At 61.5% G+C, this 17,025-nt stretch carries 14 protein-coding genes; 10 read left to right on the forward strand and 4 right to left on the reverse strand.

Going from position 1 to position 17,025, the window contains the following annotated elements:
* The first annotated feature begins 48 nt into the window (after positions 1–48).
* From E0H22_RS00180 to E0H22_RS00195, 4 genes are all read left to right on the forward strand, one after another.
* Entirely contained in the window at positions 49–1,413 is a 1,365-nt protein-coding gene (locus E0H22_RS00180) for an MmgE/PrpD family protein (protein WP_233023775.1), read from the forward strand.
* Positions 1,414–1,567: 154 nt separating this feature from the next.
* On the forward strand, positions 1,568–2,167 hold the full coding sequence (locus tag E0H22_RS00185; RefSeq protein ID WP_233023776.1) for a 3-keto-disaccharide hydrolase: 600 nt from the start codon (positions 1,568–1,570) through the stop codon (positions 2,165–2,167).
* A 74-nt stretch (positions 2,168–2,241) separates the two neighbouring features.
* On the forward strand, positions 2,242–3,159 hold the full coding sequence (locus E0H22_RS00190) for a pirin family protein (RefSeq protein WP_233023777.1): 918 nt from the start codon (positions 2,242–2,244) through the stop codon (positions 3,157–3,159).
* Positions 3,160–3,222: 63 nt separating this feature from the next.
* Positions 3,223–4,140 carry a phosphoribosylaminoimidazolesuccinocarboxamide synthase gene (locus E0H22_RS00195; RefSeq protein ID WP_233023778.1) on the forward strand — a complete coding sequence of 306 codons (918 nt, stop codon included), beginning with the start codon at positions 3,223–3,225 and terminating at the stop codon, positions 4,138–4,140.
* 144 nt (positions 4,141–4,284) lie between these two features.
* On the opposite strand, the gene E0H22_RS00200 is transcribed toward E0H22_RS00195, so the two are convergent.
* Together E0H22_RS00200 and E0H22_RS00205 are read right to left on the reverse strand one after the other, a co-directional pair.
* Positions 4,285–5,754, reverse strand: coding sequence for an NAD-dependent succinate-semialdehyde dehydrogenase (locus E0H22_RS00200; protein WP_233023779.1), 1,470 nt, complete (start codon positions 5,752–5,754; stop codon positions 4,285–4,287).
* A 116-nt stretch (positions 5,755–5,870) separates the two neighbouring features.
* Entirely contained in the window at positions 5,871–6,200 is a 330-nt protein-coding gene (locus E0H22_RS00205; protein ID WP_233023780.1) for a hypothetical protein, read from the reverse strand.
* A 271-nt stretch (positions 6,201–6,471) separates the two neighbouring features.
* Here E0H22_RS00205 and E0H22_RS00210 point away from each other — a divergent pair, with 271 nt between their 5' ends.
* A complete protein-coding gene (locus E0H22_RS00210) occupies positions 6,472–7,656 on the forward strand; it encodes a serine hydrolase domain-containing protein (RefSeq protein ID WP_233023781.1) in 1,185 nt (394 codons plus the stop codon).
* 2 nt (positions 7,657–7,658) lie between these two features.
* Here the strand turns inward: E0H22_RS00210 and hppD are convergent, their stop codons facing one another.
* Positions 7,659–8,783 carry a 4-hydroxyphenylpyruvate dioxygenase gene (gene hppD, locus E0H22_RS00215; RefSeq protein WP_233023782.1) on the reverse strand — a complete coding sequence of 375 codons (1,125 nt, stop codon included), beginning with the start codon at positions 8,781–8,783 and terminating at the stop codon, positions 7,659–7,661.
* Positions 8,784–8,920: 137 nt separating this feature from the next.
* On the opposite strand from hppD, the gene E0H22_RS00220 reads away from it, so the two are divergent.
* A complete protein-coding gene (locus E0H22_RS00220; protein ID WP_233023783.1) occupies positions 8,921–9,397 on the forward strand; it encodes an Lrp/AsnC family transcriptional regulator in 477 nt (158 codons plus the stop codon).
* A gap of 51 nt (positions 9,398–9,448) precedes the next feature.
* Here E0H22_RS00220 and E0H22_RS00225 read toward each other — a convergent pair whose 3' ends face one another.
* A complete protein-coding gene (locus E0H22_RS00225) occupies positions 9,449–10,258 on the reverse strand; it encodes an N-acyl homoserine lactonase family protein (protein WP_233023784.1) in 810 nt (269 codons plus the stop codon).
* A 246-nt stretch (positions 10,259–10,504) separates the two neighbouring features.
* Between E0H22_RS00225 and E0H22_RS00230 the strand changes: the two genes are divergently transcribed.
* The 4 genes from E0H22_RS00230 (at position 10,505) to E0H22_RS00245 (ending at position 16,989) form a co-directional block, all read left to right on the forward strand.
* Positions 10,505–11,992 (forward strand): caspase family protein, encoded by a 1,488-nt coding sequence (locus E0H22_RS00230; RefSeq protein WP_233023785.1) that lies wholly within the window; start codon positions 10,505–10,507, stop codon positions 11,990–11,992.
* 166 nt (positions 11,993–12,158) lie between these two features.
* The gene (locus E0H22_RS00235) at positions 12,159–12,818 is read left to right on the forward strand and encodes an OmpA family protein (RefSeq protein WP_233023786.1); all 660 of its coding nucleotides are present in this window, start codon (positions 12,159–12,161) and stop codon (positions 12,816–12,818) included.
* Positions 12,819–12,987: 169 nt separating this feature from the next.
* The gene (locus E0H22_RS00240; RefSeq protein WP_233023787.1) at positions 12,988–13,881 is read left to right on the forward strand and encodes an efflux RND transporter periplasmic adaptor subunit; all 894 of its coding nucleotides are present in this window, start codon (positions 12,988–12,990) and stop codon (positions 13,879–13,881) included.
* Complete coding sequence (locus tag E0H22_RS00245) at positions 13,882–16,989, forward strand: efflux RND transporter permease subunit (RefSeq protein ID WP_233023788.1); 3,108 nt, start codon at positions 13,882–13,884, stop codon at positions 16,987–16,989.
* Positions 16,990–17,025: the final 36 nt, after the last annotated feature.

Raw genomic sequence — 17,025 nt, forward strand, 5'->3', positions numbered from 1 at the left:
GCCGATTGTGCTTGCTTAAGGCTAATTCGATAAGAGTGAGGAAACACAATGGCCAACGAGACCGCAACGCTTGCCGCCTATGTCGCCAGCCTGAAATTCGACGACATTCCACAGGAGGTGCTGGAACGCGCCAAGTGCCTCATTCTCGATTATCTCGGCAGCACCATCCGCGCCCGCAGCGAAGCCGAATCCACGCCCTCGCTCCTGAAGATGCTGGAAACCCTGTCGCTGGACGGCAAGGGTGGCTCCACCGTGTTCGGCGACAGCAAGACCTGGACGCCTGCCGTGGCCGCCCTGCTCAACGGCGCGCTCGGCCACTCGCTCGATTTCGACGACACCCATGCCGACTCCTCGCTGCATCCCAGTGCCCCGGTCGTCCCGGCAGCCTTCGCCGTCGGCGAGATGGTTGACGCTTCAGGCAAGGACGTACTGACCGCCATCGTCGCCGGCTATGAAGTTTGTTGCCGGCTCGGCAACGCGCTCGACCCGACGTCGCATTACGCCAAGGGTTTCCACCCGACAGCCACTGCCGGCACCTATGGCGCCGCCGCAGCTGCGGGAAAGCTGTTCGGCCTGTCCAAGAAACAGCTGATCTCCGCCTTCGGCGTGTCGGGCAGTCAGGCCGCAGGTTCGTTGCAATTCCTGGTCAATGGCGCCTGGAACAAGCGCTACCAGGTGGGTGCCGCGGCCATGAATGGCGTGATCGCAGCCACACTGGCACGCAACGCATTCATCGGCGCGACGGAATCGGTGGAAGGCAAACATGGCCTGCTGGTGGGCTATAGCGACGACGCCCATCCGGAGAAGGCCACAGCTGATCTCGGCTCGGTCTACGAGACCATGAAAATCGGCGTAAAACCCTATCCGAGCTGCCGCTACACCCATGCTGCCATCGACACACTGATCGCCATGCGCCGCGAGCACAATCTCACGCCCGAGCAGGTCAAGCGCGTCGAGATCGGCCTGCATCGCAACGGCATCACGCTGACCGGCGACGCCGCCACCAAGCGCCACCCAACCTCCATCGTCGGCGGCCAATTCTCAATGTTCTTCACCGGGGCGCTGGCGCTGGACCAAGGCTCGTTCGGCTGGGACGATTACAAACGCCTGGGCGATACGGCCATCGATAGGCTGGCCGACCGCTTCGACGTGGTTCAGGACGAGCGCCTGGAAGGCAAGCGCCATCCCTTCGGAGCGCGCGTGAGCATCCACACAGAGGACGGCGTGCACGAGCGCATCGCGCCCGATCCGTCGGGCGAGCCGGACTCCTTCCCGGACGCAACCGCCATGCAGCAGAAGTTTCTGCAGCTTGCACGTCCCGTACTCGACAAGCGCGCCGACACATTTGCAGATGCGATCCTGACGCTGGAGCAGTTCGATCGCGTGACGACCGCCACGGCGCTGGGGCGCTAATTCCCCGCAATCGTGTCCCGGACTCGACGCGTCGCGCGGGGACACAGAACGCGCCTTAGCATCCGCACAATCGAAAGTCGCTGCGCGCGCGTTTACACCTTCCCGCTCCCGTTGCTATCGTTGCGACAATAAGAAGCAACGGGAGGAGACCACTATGAAGCGTATATTTGCGATCGTGGCTGTCGCTGCGGTCGGCGTAAGTGCCATTGTCGCCATTCAGCCGGCATCGAGCCAAGACGGCTGGGTGACACTGGTCGATGGCACCAAGATGGGCGACTGGGACAAGGTCGCCGATGCCAACTGGACCATGAAAGACGGCGCTCTGGTCGCCGACAAGCTGACCGCGGGCAAGGATCCCGCTTATCTCGTCAGCAAGAAGTCCTACAAGGATTTCCAGATCAAGGCCGAGTTCTGGACCGATGAAGACGCCAATAGCGGCATCTTCATCCGTTGCAAGACGGCCAAGGTGATCGACTCCAAGGAGTGCTACGAGGTCAACATCTTCGACAAGCGCCCCGACCCGACCTATGGCACCGGCGCCATCGTCGATGTGGCCAAGGTCAACCCGATGCCGAAAGCGGCGGGCAAGTGGAACACCTATGAGATCACCGCCAAGGGGCCGAAGATGACGGTCATCCTGAACGGCCAGAAGACCGCGGATGTCGAGGACGGCAAACTCGCCAGCGGCCCGATTGCCCTGCAATACGGCTCCGGCGTGGTGAAATTCCGCAAGGTGCAGATCAAGGAACTGTGATCCGCCAGGGCGGACAGAGCGTCGCGAAATCTGCGACTACTCCCGCCCGGCCTTTTCCTGCTAGGGTGCCAGCCATGAGCTGGCACCCTTCCAACGACCCCATCCTCGGCGATCCCTTCACCTGCGACGCGCTTGAGCTCGCCATCGTCCCGCGCACGCGCGACCTCGGCGACGGGTTTGCCGTCCGCCGTGCGCTGCCCCACGGCAAACGGCAGATGGTCGGCCCTTTCATCTTCTTCGACCATTTCGGCCCGATGCAGTTCATCGCCGGCAAGGGCATGGATGTGCGACCGCATCCGCATATCGGCCTCGCTACCGTCACCTATCTGTTCGACGGCGCCATCATGCATCGCGACAGCGAGGGCAATGTCCGCGAGATCCAGCCCGGCGCCATGAACCTGATGACGGCCGGCCGCGGCATCGCCCATTCCGAACGTACCCCGGACGTCCAGCGCGCCAATGGCCAGAAGATGCTCGGCCTGCAGAGCTGGATTGCCCTGCCGGCCGGCTCGGAAGAGATCGATCCGTCGTTCCAGCACTATGGCGCGGACAGCCTGCCGACCGTGCAGGACAATGGTTTTTCCGCCCGCGTGATCGCCGGCAAGGCGTTCGGCAAGGCTTCGCCCGTGTCCATGGTGTCACCGTGGTTCTATGTGGAGGTCACTGCCAATGCCGGCGCCACGCTGCCGCTCGATCCCGATCACGAGGAGCGCGCGATCTATGTAGTGGATGGCGAAATCGACATCGCCGGCGACCGCCATGAAGGCCCGAAACTGCTGATCTTCCGTCCTGGCGACGAAATCACCATCAAGGTGCAGCGCGACACCCGCATGATGTTCCTCGGCGGCGACGCGCTGGAAGGGCCGCGGCATCTGTGGTGGAATTTCGTGTCCTCCAGCAAGGAGCGCATCGAACAGGCCAAGCAGGACTGGAAGACCGGCCGCTTCGCCCATGTGCCCGACGAACACGAATTTATCCCGCTGCCGGAATAGGGTAACGTCGTCGCCACGACGCCCCGGCAAACGGCCGGTGCCCTGATTTCGAAAGTGACTGACATGACCACGATGGCCTCGAGCGACCTGCCCCTTCCCAAGATCGGGCGTGGCAAGGTCCGCGATATCTATTCCGTCGGCGAGGACCGCGTGCTGCTGCTGACCACCGACCGCATCAGCGCCTTCGATGTGGTCATGAACGAGACCATCCCGATGAAGGGTGCGGTGCTGACGCAGATCAGTGCCTGGTGGTTCAACCAGCTCAACGGCGTGGTGCCCCATCACATGCTCTCCGTCGATGCCGACGAGATCATCAGCGAAGTGCGCGCTCTGGAAGGTCATCGCGACGCCATCGTCGGCCGCGCCATGCTGTGCAAGCGGACCACCGTCTTCCCGATCGAATGTGTGATCCGCGGCTATATTTCAGGCTCGGCCTGGAAGGAGTATGCCGCATCGGGCACGCTGGCCGGCGAGAAGCTCGAAGACGGGCTGCTCGAAAGCCAGAAATTCGCGCAGCCGGTGTTCAGCCCGGCCACCAAGGCCGAGACCGGTCATGACGAGAACATCACCGTCGGCCGCATGCGCGAGATCGTCGGCGAGGAAGACGCCTTCACGCTCGAGAGCATGACCCGCGCCATCTACACCCAGGGCGAGGAGATCGCCCGCGAGGCCGGCATCATCATCTGCGATACCAAATTTGAATTCGGCCGCGACAACGCCGGCCGCATCATCCTGATCGACGAGGTGATGACCCCCGACAGCTCGCGCTTCTGGGCGGCCGACGTCTACAAGCCCGGCCAGCCGCAGCCGAGCTTCGATAAGCAACCGCTGCGCGACTGGCTTGATGTCGAGCGCAAGGCCGGGCGCTGGAACGGCGAGGCCCCACCGCCGACGCTGCCGCAGGAAGTGATCGATGCCACCAGCCGGCGCTACCTGGACGCCTATCGCCGCCTCACCGGCGCCGAACTCACTGTCGAATAGGCGCTTTGCCGAAGAGGCCGCCTTCAACGCCCTATTGGTAGAACCTCAATACCGGACGATCGTGGTGTGCGGTGTTAACAGTCAGCGCGATGCCCGGCACCAAGCCGGACATCTCGTGCATTCCTGATGCCGAAGGCAGGAACGTTAGATCCCCGACATCATGATGTATTTGATCTCGACATATTCTTCCATGCCGTGACGGGAGCCTTCGCGGCCGAGGCCCGACTCCTTCACGCCGCCGAACGGCGCGACTTCCGTCGTGATCAGGCCGGTATTGACGCCCACCATGCCTGATTCCAGCGCTTCAGCAACGCGCCAGACGCGGCCGAGATCCCGCGAGTAGAAGTAGGATGCCAGACCGAAAGGCGAGGCGTTGCACATGGCGATGACGTCGGCTTCGTCCTTGAAACGAAACACCGGCGCCAGCGGACCGAAGGTTTCTTCCTGCGCGACGATCGCATCCGGCTTTACATTGGCGAGCACGGTCGGCTCGAAGAATGTGCCGCCTAGCGCATGGCGCTTACCGCCGGTCACGATCTTGGCGCCGCCCTTTACCGCATCGGCGATATGGCGCTCGACCTTCTCCACCGACTCCATGTTGATCAGCGGCCCCTGGGTAACACCCTGCTCGGTGCCGTCGCCGATCTTCATCGCGGCGACCTTCTTCGACAACTTCTCGACGAACTGGTCGTAGATGCCATCCTGGGCATAGAGGCGATTTGCGCAAACGCAGGTCTGCCCCATGTTGCGGTACTTCGAGACGATCGCGCCTTCGACGGCCGCATCGATATCGGCGTCGTCGAAGACCACGAAGGGCGCGTTGCCGCCGAGTTCGAGGCCGAGCTTCTTCACGCCGACCGAGGCTTGCTTGTAGAGAATCTTGCCGACTTCGGTCGATCCGGTGAAACCGACGAAGCGCACCGCCGGATGCTCGCACAGGACGAGGCCGATTTCCGACGCCTTGCCGGTGATAATGTTGAGCACGCCCTTGGGCACGCCCGCCCGCTCGGCGAGCTCAGCCAGCGCCAACGCCGACAGCGGAGTCTCGTTGGCCGGCTTGAGCACCACGGTGCAGCCGGCAGCAAGCGCTGGCGACACCTTGCGGGTGATCATCGAGTTCGGGAAATTCCAGGGCGTGATGGCGCCGCACACACCGATCGGCTGCTTGATCGCAAGCAACCGCGCATCGGCGCGCTGGGTCGGGATGGTTTCGCCGTAAACGCGGCGGGCTTCCTCGGCGAAAAATTCAATATAGGCCGCGCCGATATCGACTTCGCCAAGAGCCTCGGCCAATGGCTTGCCCTGCTCCGAGGTCAGGATCAGCGCGAGATCTTCGCGGTTGGCGATGATCAGTTCGAACCACTTGCGCAGGATGTTGGAGCGCTGCTTGGCGGTGAACTTCGCCCAGGCCGGAAAAGCCTTCTCAGCCGCTTCGACGGCTTGCGTCGTTTCCTTGGCGCCCATGTTCGGCACCTTGGCAATCTCGGACATGTTGACCGGATTGGTGACCACGGTCTCGCCGGTGCCGACCCAGGCGCCGTCGATGTAGCACTTGTCGCGCAGCAGCGAGGGGTCCTTCAGGCGGGTGGCAAGCGAGGAAGTGGCGGGTGACATGGGCTATTCTCCTGCAGAAAATCTCGCGGACGTATAGCCGCGGAATAATGCCGGAGTACAGGCCCGATTACCATCGCGCGGCGAATGGCAGCTATCGCGCCCCGGGCCGTCTGCGATCAGGCTGCGCCGCGCATATAGGCTTCGCGCCGATCAACCATCCGCTCGAAAGCAATCTTCGCTGTCGCGCGGCTGGAAGTCGGGAAAGTCCGATATTCGAGATCCGGCAGCATCGCTGCATCGCGGCGGCCGAACCAGGAAATGAATGATTTGGACGGCGCCGAAATTTTCGCCAGCGCTTGCGCCAGATTGTCGGTGGCTTCGAAAGCAAACAGCGCTCCCGTTTGAGCGACCCTGACCTCGAAGAGGCCCGCACCGATCGGAGCTTCGATGATCTCGCCACGCGACGCGCGGGGATAGCGCTTCCATTCGGTCCAGTTCGCAATCATACGTCGTACTCCGCAGCTCGGCGCTACTCGTTAGTGTCGGAAGGCGCTTTCACGTTCAGATCGAATTTTGAACATGGTTGCGCCGATTTTGTTCCGGCGGGGATCGTGTGATCGTCACATAAAGCCAAATGGGTGTGACGAAGCGCCAAAACCAGCACCTTTTAATCACTTCCTGGCGATCACCCGCTTTCGCAATGCGCCGGAAAGCCGGTAGCATGATCCAAAATAACACTTCAACGTTCCTCATGAACGTTCCTTGGGGAGGACATCCATGCCGTCCAGTACCGATATCGACCGGATCATGCAGCAGGCCTGTGACAGCGGCGTCATTCCTGGAGCAGTCGTGATGGCCGCAACCGGCGATGAGGTGATCTATCAGGGCGCCTTCGGCAAACGCGACATCAGCAAGGATGCCGCGATGACCACCGACAGCGTGTTCTGGATAGCCTCAATGACCAAGGCAATCACCGGGGCGGCGGCGATGCAGCTGGTTGAGCGCGGCAAGCTGTCACTGGATGCGCCGATCGGCGAGGTGCTGCCCGACCTCTCTGCCATTCAGGTACTGGATGGGTTTGATGCCGATGGCGAACCACTGTTGCGGCCGGCCCGGCGCCCGATCACGCTCAGGCAGCTTCTTACCCATACTGCCGGCTTCTGCTACGACATGATGAATGCCGATATGGGACGCTGGTTGGAAAAGACCGGCACGCCTGTCTTCCGAACCGGCCTCAATGCCGCGATGCGGGTGCCGATCATGACCGATCCCGGCACACGCTGGGAATACGGCACCAATATCGACTTCGTCGGCAAGGCCGTGGAAGCGGCGAGCGGACAAAGGCTGGACCTGTATTTTCGCGAGCACATCCTCGATCCGCTTGGGATGTCCGACACGGCATTCAGGATTGGCGATGCGCAACGCCAGAGGCTGGTGAAAGTGCACCGGCGCAATGCCGACGGCTCGCTATTGCCTATCGATTTCGAAATCAAGCAGGATCCGGAATTCTTCGCCGGCGGCGGCGGCCTGTATGGCACCGCACCAGACTACATCAAATTCACGCGGATGATGCTGGGCAAAGGCATTTTTAACGGCAACCGCTTGCTGCAACCGGAAACCGTCGCCCTGATGAGCGAGAATCATATCGGTGACCTGCATGTCACACCGATGCTGTCAGCACTGCCTGCCGTCACCAACGACGCTGAACTCTGCCCGGGGATCGAGAAGAAACACGGCCTCAGCTTCGTGATCAACGTGGCCCCGACGCCCGAAGGCCGCAGCGCCGGCAGCCTGGCATGGGCGGGCCTCGCCAACACCTATTATTGGATCGACCCGGTGCGCGATGTCACCGGCGTGATCCTGATGCAGGTGTTGCCCTTTGCGGACCGCGCCTGTCTTCAGGTATTCTCGGATTTCGAACGCGCCGTCTATGCAAGGGTGGATGCAAGGAAGGCGGCGTAACTCTACGCCGCACTCTTGTCGCTCACGTGCAGCACGCCACGCCGAATCTGGTCCTCCTCGATGGACTCGAACAGGGCCTTGAAGTTGCCTTCACCGAAACCATCGTCGCCCTTCCTCTGGATGAATTCGAAGAAGATCGGACCGATGGCGTTGGCGGAGAAGATCTGCAGCAGCACCTTGGTCTCGCCGCCGTGGACCACGCCTTCGCCATCGATAAGGATGCCGTTCTTCTGCAGGCGCGGCACATCCTCGCCATGCTTGGGCAGGCGCGTATCGATCTTCTCGAAATAGGTATCCGGCGGCGACGGCATGAAAGGCAGGCCGTCGGTGCGCAGGCGTTCGATGGTGGCGTAAATATCCTTCACGCCGCAGGCGATGTGCTGGATGCCTTCGCCGCGATAGGTGTTGAGATATTCTTCGATCTGGCCGCTATCGCCGGCATCCTCGTTGATCGGAATGCGAATCTTGCCGTCCGGGCTAGTCAATGCCCGTGAAAACAGGCCGGAGGCGCGACCCTCAATGTCGAAGAAGCGTATCTGGCGGAAATTGAACAGCTTCTCGTAGAAGCCCGTCCACACATCCATGCGGCCGCGATGGACGTTGTGGGTGAGGTGATCGAGATAGAACAGGCCGGCGCCGACAGGGCGCGGATTCTTGGTGCCGAGCCATTCGAATTCAAGGTCATAGGCAGAGCCCTTGGTCCCGTAGCGCTCGACAAAATAGAGCAGACTACCGCCAATACCCTTGATGGCAGGGACGTCGAGGGTCTTTTCAACCAAGCTCACGTCGGCTGGCTCGGCACCGAGAGCGATAGCGCGCTTATAGGCCTTGTCTGCATCGACAACGCGAAAGGCCATGGAGGGCGCACAGGGACCATGTGCGGCGACGAACTGGAAACCATGGGTACCCGGCTCTTCGTTTACGAGATAGTTGATATCGCCCTGGCGATAGACCGTGATCTTTTTCGTCCTGTGCCTCGCAACCGGCGTGTAACCCATCAGCTTGAACAGCACGTGCAGCTCTTCGGGATTGGGATGGGCGTATTCGACGAATTCGAAGCCGTCGGTGCCCATCGGATTGTCGGCCGAAATCGTGGCGGCTGGTGCGTCGTGCGGAAACGGACCCATCTTCGTTCTCCCTGGCCTGCTGCGGGCATATGTTGCTTGAGGGAAGTCTGGAACGTCCGGCATGCAAAGTGCGTGCAATCTCGATTGCGAAGTGCCACGATCATGCACGATCTGTGCGTAAAAGGAGCGAAACTCGCATGACCGAGGTAGATTCGTTCGATCTGAAGATGTTGGCCGCGCTGCAGGACGATGGTCGGCTGACCAATCAGCAACTCGCCGATAATGTCGGCCTGTCCGCCTCGCAATGCTCACGGCGCCGGATGCGTCTCGAAGATGAGAAGGTGATCTCGGGCTATCATGCTGATCTCGCGCCGGAAGCGCTCGGCTTCGGTGTGGTCGCCTTCATCCAGGTCACGCTCGCGACCCACTCGCCTGACAATGCGAAGAAATTTCGCACGCTGGTGCAGCGCGTGGACGAAATCCAGGAAGCCTATTCGCTCACCGGCGATGCCGATTATGTGCTGAAGGCAATCTTGCGTGACCTCAAAGGGCTATCCAATCTCGTCAATGACGTGCTGATGCCCCATCAGAGCGTCGCGCATGTACGCTCGTCGATCGTGTTGGATCGGTTGAAAGAAACCAGCAAGCTGCCACTCAAGGTGCTGCGATCGTAGACCGCAGGACGGCTTACTGCGCTTGCACTCAACCGATCCTGCGCATACTCCTCACCTTTCGACGAAGGAGCGCGATGGCGGCCGATGCACGGCATAGGCATCTGCCGTGCCATCCACACGCGGATAGAGTTCGCGCACAAGCGGATCGTGACCGGGGATGATGCGATCGGGATGGCCGGCGAGACGCTCGCAGGTCCGCCAGCCATCGACCATGTCACCAATATTGTAGACAATCGGAAACGGACTGCGGCGATGCAGATTGCCATAGTAGTGCGCTGCGTCCGAGGCCAACACCACCGGGCCGCGTTCGGTCTCCACACGCACGACCTGCAAGCCATCGGAATGGCCGCCGACGCGATGCAGGGTGATGCCGGGAGCGACCTCGCCCTCGCCATTATGGAAGGTGACACGCTCACTATAAACGTGGCGGACCATCAAGGTGACATCCTCGGCCGAAAACGGATGCCGGAGCAGGCCGTTGCACATGCAACGACCCGTGGCATAGGCTATCTCGCGATCCTGCAAATGAAAGCGCGCGTTTGGAAACCGATCGAGATTCCCCGCATGGTCATAATGCAGATGGGTGACGACAACGTCGCGAATCACCGCCGCGTTCACACCGAATTGCGTCAGCGCATCGACCGGATTGATCGCCAGCGCACGATTGCGCTCTTTGGCCGCAACTTCGTTGAAACCGGTATCGACGAGAATATCCCGCCCGCCACCACGGACGAGCCAGACGAAGTAGTCGAGATCGGCCGCCGTGGCCTCATGCGGATCGGGCGACAGGTAGTTCATCGCCGGCGTCCGCGGTGTCATTGTGGCGTAGCGGATAGCAAAGATTTCATAGGTCGGCTTCATGGAGCGTCATCCCGCGCTTCTGTTGTTGCAGCCACCAAGCCAGTTTCATGCGCAAAAATCAAACCGTTCCAGCCTTCGGAACGTCCGCCTTCGTGAGAAGCCGAACACGATGAAACGCGATACTGCATAAAGAAAAGCAATGCGCTGACGGCCACAACACGGATGGTTTGATAATACATATTGCGTGGACTAAGGTCGCCGCGGCGCGGGGTCGTTGCCGCGTCTTTTGTATTGGACCGGCTCACTATGAAGATTCGAATTGCGCTGATCGCTTTGCTGGCGCTCTCCACCGCTCCCGTCAGGCACGCCACCGCTGCCGAGGACCGCGTTCCGCGGATCGCTCTGGTGATCGGCAATGCCAAGTATCCGGACGCCGAAGCCCCCCTCAAGGAACCGATCAACGATGCCCGCGACATTGCGGCCGAGCTGAAACGTGCCGGCTTCGAAGTCGAGACCGGCGAGAATCTCAGCGGCGATGGCATGCGCCGCGCGTTGGAAAAACTCTATGGCAAGGTGACGCCGGGCACGGTGGCATTGGTGTTCTTCAGCGGTTACGGCATCCAGTCGTCGCGCCAGAGCTATATGATCCCGGTCGATGCGCAGATCTGGACCGAAGCCGACGTCCGCCGCGACGGCTTCAGCCTCGAGACGACGCTCAACGAACTTAACGGCCGCGGCGCCGGGGTGAAGATCGCCTTGCTGGACGCATCGCGCCGCAACCCATTCGAGCGGCGGTTCCGCAGCTTCTCCGCCGGCCTCGCGCCGGTGATCGCACCCAGCAACACGCTGGTGATGTATTCCGCCGCCCTCAGCTCTGTGGTGAGCGAGGCCGGCTCCGATCGCAGCCTGTTCGCAACCGAACTGCTCAGAGAGATCAAGGTCCCGGACATTACGGCCGAACAGACCCTGAACCGCACCCGCGTTAACGTTACGCGCGCCTCGCGCAGCGAGCAAGTGCCGTGGATATCGTCGTCGCTGGCAGAAGATTTCGCCTTCATCCCAGGTGCGCGTCCCTCATCCGCGGCCGTTACCACTGCGCCAGCGACTGAGCCAACCCCGGCGCCAACCGTATCGCCGCGTCCCGCGCCTGTCGCACCTGCGCCCGCCAAACAGGCTGCCGTCACTCCCACCCCTCAGCCGGCCGCGCCAGCTCCAGCGCCGCCTCCGGCGACCGCGCCCGCAGCGCCACCGGCCGCCGACGCACCACGCGATGAAAACAAGATCCTGCTGACGCTGGCCGACGATCCGACGGTAAAATCTCTGAACAGCAAGATCGCCGAAAACACTGAAGATGTCGGCGCGCTTTATAGGCGCGGCCAGGTGTATGCCAGCAAAGGTGCTTATTCCGCCGCTCTGAAGGACTTCGACGCAACCATCAGACTCAGCCCCAAGGACGTCGAAGCCTATAACAACCGGTGCTGGGTCCGTGCCGTGACCAACGATCTTGCCGGCGCGCTCAAGGACTGCAACGAAGCGCTGCGGTTGCGGCCGAATTTCGTCGATGCGCTGGATAGTCGCGGCCTGGTCAATCTCAAGAACGGCCAGAGCAAGAATGCCGTTACCGATTTCGATGCAGCCCTGAAGATCAACCCACAACTGACGTCCTCGCTCTATGGGCGCGGCCTTGCCAAGCAGCGCCTCGGCCAGACCGCCGAAGGCGAACTCGACATTAACAATGCCAAGGCAATGGACCCCGATATCGTGAAGGAATTTGCCGCCTACGGCGTGCGCTGAGACCCCGGCAAGGCGACACACAATTTTGCCAAAATGGGCTTGAACCAACGTAGCGCAGACGGACACTACTGAACAACAAGCCGGACGCCGACCTTGTCAGACGGCCGGGAAACGACTTCGGAGTGAGCCTCGCGCCTGTTGCGCGATCGAAAAGAGAGATGCTGTCATGTCGAGATCGTCCACACGCTTTAGCGTCAATGTCATCCGCGCGGCCTTCATCGCAGGCGCTACCATCACCTTTACTGCCGGCACGGTAGTCGCGGCCGATGACATCACATCCGATCAGATTCTCCGCGCGCTGGCGCCGAAGAAGCCGCTCACCCGAGGCCTCTCGATGACTCCTCCGACCGAGCCAGCTATCAATGCTGCCGAAGGCAAGTTCATGGATTCGATTCGCAACCGCAGTACCCGCTCGTTGTCGATGGGCGAGCGCGAACAGATCGCTACCATCGCGCAGACCAAGCCGGCGATCGATCTGGAGATCAATTTTGACTACAACTCGGCGAATATCAGCAAGCGCTCAATGTCGTCGGTACTGGCGCTTGGCAAAGCGTTGAGCAGCCCCGACCTCAAGGGCTCGACCTTCGTGGTCGCCGGTCACACCGACGCCGTCGGCGGCGAAGAGTACAATCAGGACCTGTCGGAGCGCCGTGCAGATTCGATCAAGCGCTATCTGATCGAGCGCTTCGGCATCGCCGGCGCCGATCTCGTGACAGTCGGCTATGGCAAGACCAAGCCGAAGAGCGGTCTTGCGCCGACCGACCCGACCAACCGCCGCGTTCAGGTCGTGAATATGGCCAATAAAGCAACCGCCTCGTCACAGTAATGCGCTGAGGTACACATCACCGCTGCGGATTGACGCATGACAGCGTTCCGGCCTCACGGAGCGCTGTTTGCTTTTGGCGATCATACACATCCCGTATAGGATCGCCCCCACCCTGCCGAGGCACCGCGCATTGACCGGTGTCCGCCCTGCCAAGTGGACCTATTCGACAATGAAGGCCTCTGCCCGCACCGCCCCGGCCCTTGCTATCCTGTCGTTGGCGACGGCAGCCGTCGCCGCCGATCCCGCTCCGGGCGGATCGCCCAACGGCGCGGTCGTGACCGTCGCCAAGGCGACCAATGCCTGTTTCTCCGATCAGGTGCGAGTCACCGGTTTCGTCGTGCCGCGACGCGAAGCGCAGGTTGGCGTCGATACCGAAGGCTCTCGCGTCTCTGAAGTTCTGGTTAAGGAAGGAGACATGGTCACCGAGAACCAGGAGCTCGCACGATTGCTTCCGCCGCCATCCGCCAGCAACGCGCGCCCCAATGCGGTACCGTTGCGCGCTCCCGCCGCTGGCCTCGTGACGACGGTGCAGACCCAGGCCGGCGCGCCGGCATCGCCGCAGGCCGGGCCGATGTTCAAGATCGCGATCAACAATGAGCTTGAACTCGACGCCGAAGTGCCAAGCATTCACATCCTGAAGCTCAATCCCGGCGCCACCGCGCGGATTAGTCGAGACGACCATGCAGACGTGTTCGGCAAGGTGCGGGTAGTGTCTCCGCAAATCGATCGCACCACGCAGCTTGGCCATGTCCGACTGTCGCTCGCGCCCAATCCGTCGATCAAGGTCGGCATGTTCGCGCGCGCCAATATCGATGCGCGCCGCAGCTGCGGTGTCGCCGTTCCGCGCTCGGCCATCGAGCACTTCACCGTGCAACTGGTGAAGGGCAATGTGATCGAGACGCGACGCGTGAAGGTCGGTCTGGTCTCCGACAGTTCCACCGAAATACTCGAGGGTGTCGAGGTCGGCGACATCGTCGTCGCCGATGCCGGCACATCGCTGCATGACGGCGACAGAGTTCAGACCATCTTCGTCGACGATCTCGACCGTTCGCGAGTGCGCTAAATGGCAATGAATATCTCGGCATGGTCGATCCGTCATCCGCTTCCCTCTGTCGTCTTTTCGATCATCCTTCTGCTGCTGGGCTGGGTGAGCTTCACCAAACTGGCGATCACGCGACTCCCGAGTGCGGACATTCCCGTGATCTCCGTCGCGGTGGCGCAATTCGGCGCCGCGCCCGCGGAACTCGAGGCGCAGGTCACTAAAACGATCGAGGACGGCGTCTCCGGCGTGGAAGGCGTCCGGCATATTTCATCCTCGATCACCGACGGCCTATCGGTCACCACCGTCCAGTTTGCTCTGGAGACAAACACCGACCGCGCACTCAATGACGTGAAGGACGCCGTCACCCGCGTCCGCGCCAACCTGCCGCAAAACGTCAACGAACCGCTGATCCAGCGAGTGGACGTGATTGGCTTGCCGATCGTCACTTATGCCGCGATCTCGCCGGGCAAAACGCCTGAACAACTCTCCTGGTTCGTCGACGACGTCGTGAAGCGCGCGCTACAAGGCGTTCGCGGCGTGGCACAGGTCGAGCGCATCGGCGGTGTCGAGCGCGAAATCCTCGTTTCGCTCGATCCTGATCGGCTGCAGGCTGCCGGCCTGACCGCAGTGGACGTCTCACGCCGCCTGCGCGGCACCAATGTCGATCTCGCTGGCGGCCGCGCCGAAATCGGCAGGAATGACCAGGCGATCCGCACGCTTGCGGGCGCCAAGACGCTGAACGAACTCGCGGGCACTATGATCAGCCTGCCTTCCGGCGGCGAAGTACGGCTGGAAGACCTCGGCACCGTGACCGACACCATCGCCGATCGCCGCACCTTCGCACGTCTCAATGGCGAACCCGTCGTGGCGCTCGGCATTAAGCGCTCCAAGGGAGCCAGCGACGTGGTGGTCGCGGAAGCCGTACAGAAACGTATCGACTCGTTGAAAGAATCCTATCCGGATGTCGATCTGAAATTGATCGACACGTCAGTGGATTTCACCAAAGGCAATTACGACGCCGCCATGAGCACCCTGTTCGAGGGCGCGGCACTGGCGGTCATCGTCGTATTCCTGTTCCTGCGCGATCTGCGCGCTACCGTGATCGCCGCGGTCTCGCTGCCGCTCTCCATCTTCCCGGCATTCTGGGTGATGGACATGCTCGGCTTTTCGCTCAATCTCGTGAGTTTTCTGGCAATCACGCTGTCCACCGGCATTCTCGTTGACGACGCCATCGTCGAGATCGAGAACATCGTGCGGCACATGCGCATGGGCAAATCGCCCTATCGCGCTGCGCTGGAAGCCGCTGACGAAATCGGTCTCGCGGTGATCGCCATCAGTCTCACCATTATCGCGATTTTCGCGCCCGCCAGCTTCATGTCCGGCATCGCCGGCCAGTTCTTCAAGCAGTTCGGCATCACCGTTTCGGTGCAGGTGTTCTTCTCGCTGCTTGCTGCACGCTTCGTCACGCCTGTGCTCGCGGCCTATTTCATGAAGGATCACAAGCACGACGATCCACCGCCTGGCCGCATTCTGCAGCTTTACCACAAGCTCGTGACCCTCTCGGTGAAGCGCTATTATCTGACCGTGCTATTCGGTATCGGCGTCTTCGCATTGTCGATCCTGAGCATCCAGCTGCTGCCGCAAGGTTTCCTGCCGGCGCAAGACACAGCCCGTTCGCTGTTGGCAATGGAACTACCGCCCGGATCGCAGCTTGCTTTCACGGAAAAGACCACGGAAGCGATCGTCCAGCAGCTGCGCAAACGGCCGGAGATCAAAAGCGTCTTTGTCGATGGCGGCCGCGTGCCGCCCGGCATCTCCGAAGTCCGCCGTGCCTCGCTGATCATCAACTATACTCCAAAGGGCGACCGCAAGATCTCGCAGCGCGAACTCGAACTCGCGATTGGCGAAGAACTGCAAAGCGTCCCTGACATCCGCTACTGGTTCCTCGATGAGAATGGCCTGCGCGCCATCTCACTGGTCGTAACAGGACCTGACATCAATATCGTCAGCAACGTTGCGAACGAACTCGCGACCCAGATGAAGCGCATTCCGCTGATCGCCAATGTGATCTCGGAAACCTCGCTTGACCGCCCTGAACTGCGCGTCCAGCCGCGCGCCGACCTCGCAGCACGTCTTGGTGTTTCGACCGAAGGGCTTTCCGAGACCATCCGCGTCGCCACCATCGGTGACGTCGGTCCGGCATTGGCAAAGTTCGATGCCGGCGATCGGCTTGTGCCTATTCGCGTGCAACTCGAGGACAGCGCACGTTCCGACATCCAGGTCCTGGAGCAACTTCGCGTGCCAATCGGCGGCGGGCGCGGTGGTGTGCCGCTGTCGGTCGTCGCCGACATCAAGCTCGATCAAGGACCGACCAGCATCAATCGCTACGATCGTGAACGTCAGGCCACCGTCGCCGCCGATCTTGTCGGAACCGCAGCGCTCGGCGATGCCCTGAAGAAGATCTACGAACTGCCTGTCATGAAGACGCTGCCGAAGAACGTCAGCGTCAAACAATCCGGCGATGCCGAAAGCCTGAACGAACTCGCGGACGGCTTTGCGACCGCGATCTCAGCCGGCTTGATGATGGTCTATGCGGTGCTGGTGCTGCTGTTCGGCACCTTCCTGCAACCGATCACCATCCTGTTCTCATTGCCGCTCTCCATCGGCGGCGCGATCATGGCACTCCTCGTTACCGGCAAGCAACTGACCACGCCGGTCTGGATCGGCATCCTGATGCTGATGGGCATCGTCACCAAGAACGCAATCATGCTGGTGGAATTCGCGGTGGAGTCGATTCGCGAGGGCAAGCCGCGCGATGTCGCCATCATTGATGCCGGCATGAAGCGTGCGCGGCCGATCGTGATGACTACCATCGCCATGGCGGCAGGTATGATGCCTTCGGCTCTGGCTTGGGGCGCAGGCGGCGAATTCCGCTCGCCGATGGCGCTCGCCGTGATTGGCGGCCTGATCTTCTCCACGCTGCTGTCGCTGATCTTCGTACCCGCGATGTTCCTGATGATGGATGATGTCGGCAACCTGTCGTGGCGCTTCGGCCGCAAACTGCTGGTTTCCAGCGGCGAGGAAGATCGCAGCCATCCGCCGACCAGCCATGAACAGGTTGACCGATGATCGTGTCGCGCACCTCCTCCACGCAACGGACCAGCG

Origin of the sequence: Rhodopseudomonas boonkerdii (assembly GCF_021184025.1) — a bacterium.
In the GTDB taxonomy this organism is placed as follows: Bacteria; Pseudomonadota; Alphaproteobacteria; order Rhizobiales; family Xanthobacteraceae; genus Tardiphaga; species Tardiphaga boonkerdii.

Coding starts and splice junctions, on each gene's coding strand:
- E0H22_RS00200 (WP_233023779.1), bottom strand. CDS start 5,754: ATGTCACCCGCCACTTCCTCGCTTGCCACCCGCCTGAAGGACCCCTCG.
- E0H22_RS00195 (WP_233023778.1), top strand. CDS start 3,223: ATGACCACGATGGCCTCGAGCGACCTGCCCCTTCCCAAGATCGGGCGT.
- E0H22_RS00220 (WP_233023783.1), top strand. CDS start 8,921: ATGACCGAGGTAGATTCGTTCGATCTGAAGATGTTGGCCGCGCTGCAG.
- E0H22_RS00230 (WP_233023785.1), top strand. CDS start 10,505: ATGAAGATTCGAATTGCGCTGATCGCTTTGCTGGCGCTCTCCACCGCT.
- E0H22_RS00190 (WP_233023777.1), top strand. CDS start 2,242: ATGAGCTGGCACCCTTCCAACGACCCCATCCTCGGCGATCCCTTCACC.
- E0H22_RS00235 (WP_233023786.1), top strand. CDS start 12,159: ATGTCGAGATCGTCCACACGCTTTAGCGTCAATGTCATCCGCGCGGCC.
- E0H22_RS00245 (WP_233023788.1), top strand. CDS start 13,882: ATGGCAATGAATATCTCGGCATGGTCGATCCGTCATCCGCTTCCCTCT.
- E0H22_RS00180 (WP_233023775.1), top strand. CDS start 49: ATGGCCAACGAGACCGCAACGCTTGCCGCCTATGTCGCCAGCCTGAAA.
- E0H22_RS00240 (WP_233023787.1), top strand. CDS start 12,988: ATGAAGGCCTCTGCCCGCACCGCCCCGGCCCTTGCTATCCTGTCGTTG.
- hppD (WP_233023782.1), bottom strand. CDS start 8,783: ATGGGTCCGTTTCCGCACGACGCACCAGCCGCCACGATTTCGGCCGAC.
- E0H22_RS00205 (WP_233023780.1), bottom strand. CDS start 6,200: ATGATTGCGAACTGGACCGAATGGAAGCGCTATCCCCGCGCGTCGCGT.
- E0H22_RS00210 (WP_233023781.1), top strand. CDS start 6,472: ATGCCGTCCAGTACCGATATCGACCGGATCATGCAGCAGGCCTGTGAC.
- E0H22_RS00225 (WP_233023784.1), bottom strand. CDS start 10,258: ATGAAGCCGACCTATGAAATCTTTGCTATCCGCTACGCCACAATGACA.
- E0H22_RS00185 (WP_233023776.1), top strand. CDS start 1,568: ATGAAGCGTATATTTGCGATCGTGGCTGTCGCTGCGGTCGGCGTAAGT.